This window comes from Halanaerobium sp., from assembly GCF_003070835.1.
Genome location: NZ_QBLR01000251.1, coordinates 1 through 5,146, shown reverse-complemented (window position 1 = coordinate 5,146; position 5,146 = coordinate 1). Strand labels below are relative to the sequence as shown.

The window sequence follows — 5,146 nt, the reverse complement described above, 5'->3', positions numbered from 1 at the left end:
AATATTTATTTTAAATTTTTGAAGGGGTTTATTTTTTTTATATATGGCTTTTTTTTAAGGGGAAACTTTTTGCTCTAAAATACTCCAACAATGACTTAGAAAAATTATAACTGCAGACTGAAAATCAACTCAATCCAGGCTGGAAATCGATACTTGAGGCAATAAATATTGAGTTAAAGCAAATATTATTCCTGGTGATAGATTTATCATCACAAGCAAAAATTATGTATTATGCTGTGAATACTGCATTTGTACAGGAGCAAATAGAGAAACAGGTAGAGCAGAAATTGCTTCTTGAAGTTTAAGGGAGATTAAATCAGCTGATTTAATTAAGTTCACTGTTGCTGGGAAAAGATTATAACTTATACCGGGAGGAATAGCTTCTAACTAATCAATATTTACAGCATCTAACTTGCTAACTGTGACAGACTATAGCTGAAACAGATGATATAGATCAAATAAATAAGGAGATCATACAATTGGCCATCCTGTATTAGGGTGGCTATTATTTTTGTCATCAGAATTAATTTAACCAGTTTACAGTTATATATTATATAGGTGATCAAGAAGAATTAACTCTTTAAATACCATCAAAGAGAAAGGAGGATTACCTATGTCAGTGTCATTAGCAGCATTAGCTGCAGCAGCTATTAAATTAATCATTCTCGGGGTGGAAGCAACTAAAGCAGTAGAACAGATATCTAGTCAACATAACACCAGTTTTGATGCAATTTGGAGGGAATTACCGGATATATTTAAATATTAACTAATTATTAACCTGCCTTAAGTGGCAGGACTTTTTATTTTTCTAAAAAAATTTAAGGAGAGTGGATAAAATGATTAATGGTAAAGAAATAGCAAAGCTGATCAGGAAGAGCGATAATGTGATAATTGAGAAGTTTGAGGATGGATCATATAACGTAACAGACACCTATGTCATGGTAAAGCTTAATGAAGCTGAATTTGGCAAGTTCTTTGCTAAATATAACAGCTATAAGTCGACTGCAGATATACCCTTTAATTTTGAAGGAACAATCTCTTCAGCCGGGGCTAATGTATTTAGAGAAAATAAGCTAAATACGAAAACAGTTACCAGCCAGATTGGTAATGCTAAATATGAAGCAGTAATTACTGACTTCTATAAGCAAAATGATTCCGGAGATGAAGTCAGAATCTTTAAAGCTGGTAATGATATTGGAATGTTTAACCGAGAATATGATTTTCTATTAGATTATGGAGATAAATATAAGGTTAAGGATAATAATAATCCTCTGTTTATCCTGGATAATCAGGAAGATGTAAAAGCTGTCATAATGCCTGTTTTAGACCGGGGAGAAAAGCCATTAAAGCAGATGCTTCAGGAATTAGTTAAAGATAGCTATATAAATTCTAAATCAGCATAGGAGGCAAATGAATGTATGTTAAAGAGTGTCCTGAATGTAATAGAAGAAGTTACAGTGCAAATAAGAAATCCTGGATCTGTCCTTACTGTGGTGAGAATTTAGATGATGTAGAGGCAATTAGAGCTAAAAACTAAGGAGGCTGACTATGGAAGCAGTTAAATTACAGCGACAACAAAATGATCAGAAAAAAGAAAATAACCATTTCCTTATTGATAATGACCAAAAAGCTAACTGGGCTTTAAGGAAGATCAGACATCTAAAGCAGAAAAAGAAAGAGAATCAGGAGTTTGCTGATACAGAGATTGAAGAGATACAAAAGGAAATAGATGAGGTCAATCAGTGGCTGGAATCTGAAAATGATAATTTGGATAATGATATTGAGTACATGGAAGGTCTGCTCAGGGTCTATGCTGAACAGCTAAAAAAAGATGATCTGGAACTTAAGACTCATAAATTACCCTTCGGCCAGCTGCAATTTAGAAAACAGCGAGATAAATGGAAATACGATAATGATAAGTTATTAGAATTTGCAGAGAAAAGTCTTCAAGATACTATTAAAATCAAAAAGCAGGTTGATAAAAGAAAGCTGAAAAAGAAAATAAGAATAGTTGGCAGTAAAGCAGTTGTGGCTGATACTGGAGAAGTAGTAGGGGGAATTGTAGTTACGGAAAGAGGAGAAAAATTTAAAGTTAAAGTCAAAGAATAAAAAGCAAATAAACTATAGGAGCCTGGCTATTAAGCCGGGCTCTTTTTAGATTTAAGGAGGTAATTTAAATGAGCAAAGCTAAAACTAAAAAATTATTAAAGAAGCTTAATCAGAAGATTGATTTAGTCCAGAATTCAGACGAATTTAAAGAAATACTTAAGACTTTAGCTAAATTTCATAATTACAGCTATCAAAATAGAATTCTAATTCAGCTGCAGAAACCGGAGGCTACTTTAGTTGCTGGCTATAAGCAGTGGCAGAAGAAGTTTGATCGTCATGTTAAAAAAGGAGAAAAAGCTATTTCGATACTTGCTCCTTTTACTTATAAGAAAAAAGTTACTGAAGAAAAGAATGTTAATGTTCAGCTTAGAGAAGTAGAAAAAGAAGTTAAGAGAATGTATTTCAGGCCGGTAAGTGTTTTCGATGTCAGCCAAACTGAAGGTAAGCCTCTGCCCAGTATTGATATAGCAGTTAAAGATACTAACAGCAAGCTCCTATTACCTTTAAAGAAATTCCTTGAAACTAAAGAAATTGACTTGGAGATAAAAGAGCTGAAAGAAGGCTTAAAAGGCTATTCTCAGGGTGGCAAGATAGTAATAGATAAAAAGCTTAATGATACTGAAAAATCGGGTGTTTTAGTCCATGAAACAGCACATGAACTGCTGCATGATAAAGAAAGCAGGAAGGATATGAGTAAAGAGGTTAAAGAGATGGAAGCAGAAGCAGCTGCCTTCATAGTCATGGACCACTATGGTGTAGAAATAAAATCAGACAAATACTTAGCTTTGTATAAAAAATCATATAATTTAAAGCAGAGCTTAAAAAGGATCAGTAGTATAGCATCAGAGATTATAGGATTTCTAGATCAATATTTTCTAAATGAAAGCATTGATAATAATAAGCTGAAGGAGGTTATATAAATGGCTGCTCAAAATAAAGTGGTTGATATTGAAAGCAGAAATAAGGAACTGATCAGTTTTACTCAAAAAGAAGTAGAAACTATAAAAAGAACAGTAGCCAGTGATGCTAATACAGATGAACTGAGAATGTTTCTGCATATAGCTAAAACTTATGGACTGGATCCTTTTAATAAAGAGATATTTTTCTGGAAGATTAAAGGCAAACCAACAATCATGACCTCACGAGATGGTTATCTAAAGATAGCTGATAGACATCAGGAATACAATGGCCTGGTATCAGATGTGGTTAGGGAAAATGACAAGTTTAGAAGAAAAGCTCAGGGTATAGATCATGAATATGGTACCAATAGAGGCGATATTATTGGTGCTTATGCCCTAGTCTACCGGAAAGATAGAGAATATCCAGTCTATGTCTTTGCTCCCTTTAAAGAATACTTTGCCGGCACCAGAGTCTGGACACAGTATCCATCAGCTATGATATTAAAGGTAGCTGAATCAATGGCTTTAAAAAGAGCTTTTACTGTATCAGGCCTGGTAACAGCTGAGGAGATGGATGTACAGCGTTTAAATGAGAAAGATAAAGAAAAGCCGAGAAGACCTTTTAAGAAAAAGAAGAAAGCTGATGATAAGAAAGATACTCAAATAGATATAGATATTGAAGCTGAACTTTCTGAAAGAGAAAAAGAAATTAAAGATTTAATAGGCAATGATAAAGGCCTAAGAAAAGATTTATTTACCTACCTGAGGGAAGTAAAAGAAAAGGAAGGCCTGGATAAAGATAAGAACCTGTCAATAGATGATTTAAGTGATGGTCAGTTTAAACAGCTAAAGAATATATTAAATACCTTTAAAAAGATGGCCTAAAAAGAAAGGTTGATGATAGATGCCTAAATTCAAAGTTAATTGCAGCTGGAGAGAATATCATGGTGGTGAATTAATAGTTGAAGCAGCAGATAAAAAAGAAGCAGTTGAGCTGCTGCAGCTTGATCAGATTAAATTATTGGAAATATTGATTGATAAATATGCTAATGAAACTTTTGAGAGCTTAAGTGATATAGAGGTGGTTCCGGAAGAAGTTGATACTGATAGAGTGCTTGATTTGATTATTGATGATGGAGAACTAAAAGTATGTGAAAGCTGATGAGGTGATAGCTGTGCCTGTTAATGGAGTACCTTCTGATGCCTGGAGAATAAAAAGAGCCTTAGGACCATACGCTGAGACAATGGATGAGTTGGAGTTGCTTGAGGAACAGAGGTTAATTAGACTAAAAAGAATGAAAAACAAATACAAAGGAGTAGATAATAATGGTAAACATCCAAAAGTTTTCACTGAGAGTAGTTAAAGAAAATGGTGGCAGATATGATTTAAATAAAACTATTAATAATCCTATTGCTGCTAGAAACTTATTTATTGAAGTAGCAGAGTTAGATAAAAGATCAGAAGAAGTATTTGTGATGGCGACTATAGATGTCAGAAATAAGGTGACTGGATTATTTGAAGTTTCAACCGGCACATTAAATTCAAGTTTAGTCACTCCGAGAGAGGTCTTTAAAAGAGCAATCCTGCAGAATGCAGCCGGTATAGTATTAGGCCATAATCATCCAAGTGGTAATATAGATGCAAGCAGTGATGATATTAATATTACTAAAAAGCTGGTTAAGTCAGGTAAGATACTGGGGGTCAATGTAGTTGATCATATTATAGTTGGTAATGATGGTAATTACAGTAGTATGAAGGAAGAAAATCATATCTAGAGAGGAGTTTATTAGATGCTCAAAATTGATAGCATTGAATTTGATGATAAAAAGAGAAGTGATTGCAGAATAAATAATCATATAAAAAAACCAGAAGATGCAGTAGAGATATTTGTTGATGTTTTGAAAATTAATGGAGAGGAAGAAGCGGTAGGAATGATCGCTTTAGATAATGATGACAGACTAATTGGTTTAGTAGAACTAATGAGGGGAGGTGATGCTTTAGAAAAGATTGGTACTGATGATTTATTTTATCTCGCTTTAAGACTGGAAGCTGATTCAATTATATTAGCACAAAGTAAAGCTGATGGATTAAAAATAAACAGTTATGATTCTGAATTCAATAAATTTCTGATACAAGA

At 33.5% G+C, this 5,146-nt stretch carries 10 protein-coding genes; all 10 read left to right on the top strand.

Features of this window, described 5'->3' with window-relative positions; translation table 11 throughout:
• Positions 1 to 613 precede the first annotated feature (613 nt).
• Positions 614 to 766: a hypothetical protein gene (locus CI949_RS16650; RefSeq protein WP_290768394.1), complete on the top strand. Its 153-nt coding sequence runs from the start codon at positions 614 to 616 to the stop codon at positions 764 to 766.
• A 70-nt stretch (positions 767 to 836) separates the two neighbouring features.
• Entirely contained in the window at positions 837 to 1,403 is a 567-nt protein-coding gene (locus CI949_RS16645) for a hypothetical protein (protein WP_290768392.1), read from the top strand.
• 11 nt (positions 1,404 to 1,414) lie between these two features.
• The gene (locus CI949_RS16640) at positions 1,415 to 1,537 is read left to right on the top strand and encodes an FYDLN acid domain-containing protein (RefSeq protein ID WP_290768390.1); all 123 of its coding nucleotides are present in this window, start codon (positions 1,415 to 1,417) and stop codon (positions 1,535 to 1,537) included.
• Between the two features lie 11 nt (positions 1,538 to 1,548).
• On the top strand, positions 1,549 to 2,109 hold the full coding sequence (locus CI949_RS16635; RefSeq protein ID WP_290768388.1) for a host-nuclease inhibitor Gam family protein: 561 nt from the start codon (positions 1,549 to 1,551) through the stop codon (positions 2,107 to 2,109).
• 68 nt (positions 2,110 to 2,177) lie between these two features.
• Positions 2,178 to 3,029, top strand: a complete 852-nt coding sequence (locus CI949_RS16630) for an ArdC-like ssDNA-binding domain-containing protein (RefSeq protein ID WP_290768385.1) — start codon at positions 2,178 to 2,180, stop codon at positions 3,027 to 3,029.
• Positions 3,030 to 3,893, top strand: coding sequence for a phage recombination protein Bet (gene bet / locus CI949_RS16625; RefSeq protein ID WP_290768383.1), 864 nt, complete (start codon positions 3,030 to 3,032; stop codon positions 3,891 to 3,893).
• 19 nt (positions 3,894 to 3,912) lie between these two features.
• Positions 3,913 to 4,170 (top strand): hypothetical protein, encoded by a 258-nt coding sequence (locus CI949_RS16620; RefSeq protein ID WP_290768380.1) that lies wholly within the window; start codon positions 3,913 to 3,915, stop codon positions 4,168 to 4,170.
• A complete protein-coding gene (locus tag CI949_RS16615; RefSeq protein ID WP_290768377.1) occupies positions 4,160 to 4,372 on the top strand; it encodes a hypothetical protein in 213 nt (70 codons plus the stop codon). The genes CI949_RS16620 and CI949_RS16615 overlap by 11 nt, the downstream gene beginning before the upstream one ends.
• Positions 4,335 to 4,784: a RadC family protein gene (locus CI949_RS16610; protein WP_290768375.1), complete on the top strand. Its 450-nt coding sequence runs from the start codon at positions 4,335 to 4,337 to the stop codon at positions 4,782 to 4,784. The genes CI949_RS16615 and CI949_RS16610 overlap by 38 nt, the downstream gene beginning before the upstream one ends.
• Positions 4,785 to 4,799: 15 nt before the next feature.
• The coding region (locus tag CI949_RS16605) for a JAB domain-containing protein (protein WP_290768373.1) at positions 4,800 to 5,146 on the top strand (347 nt) is incomplete at its 3' end.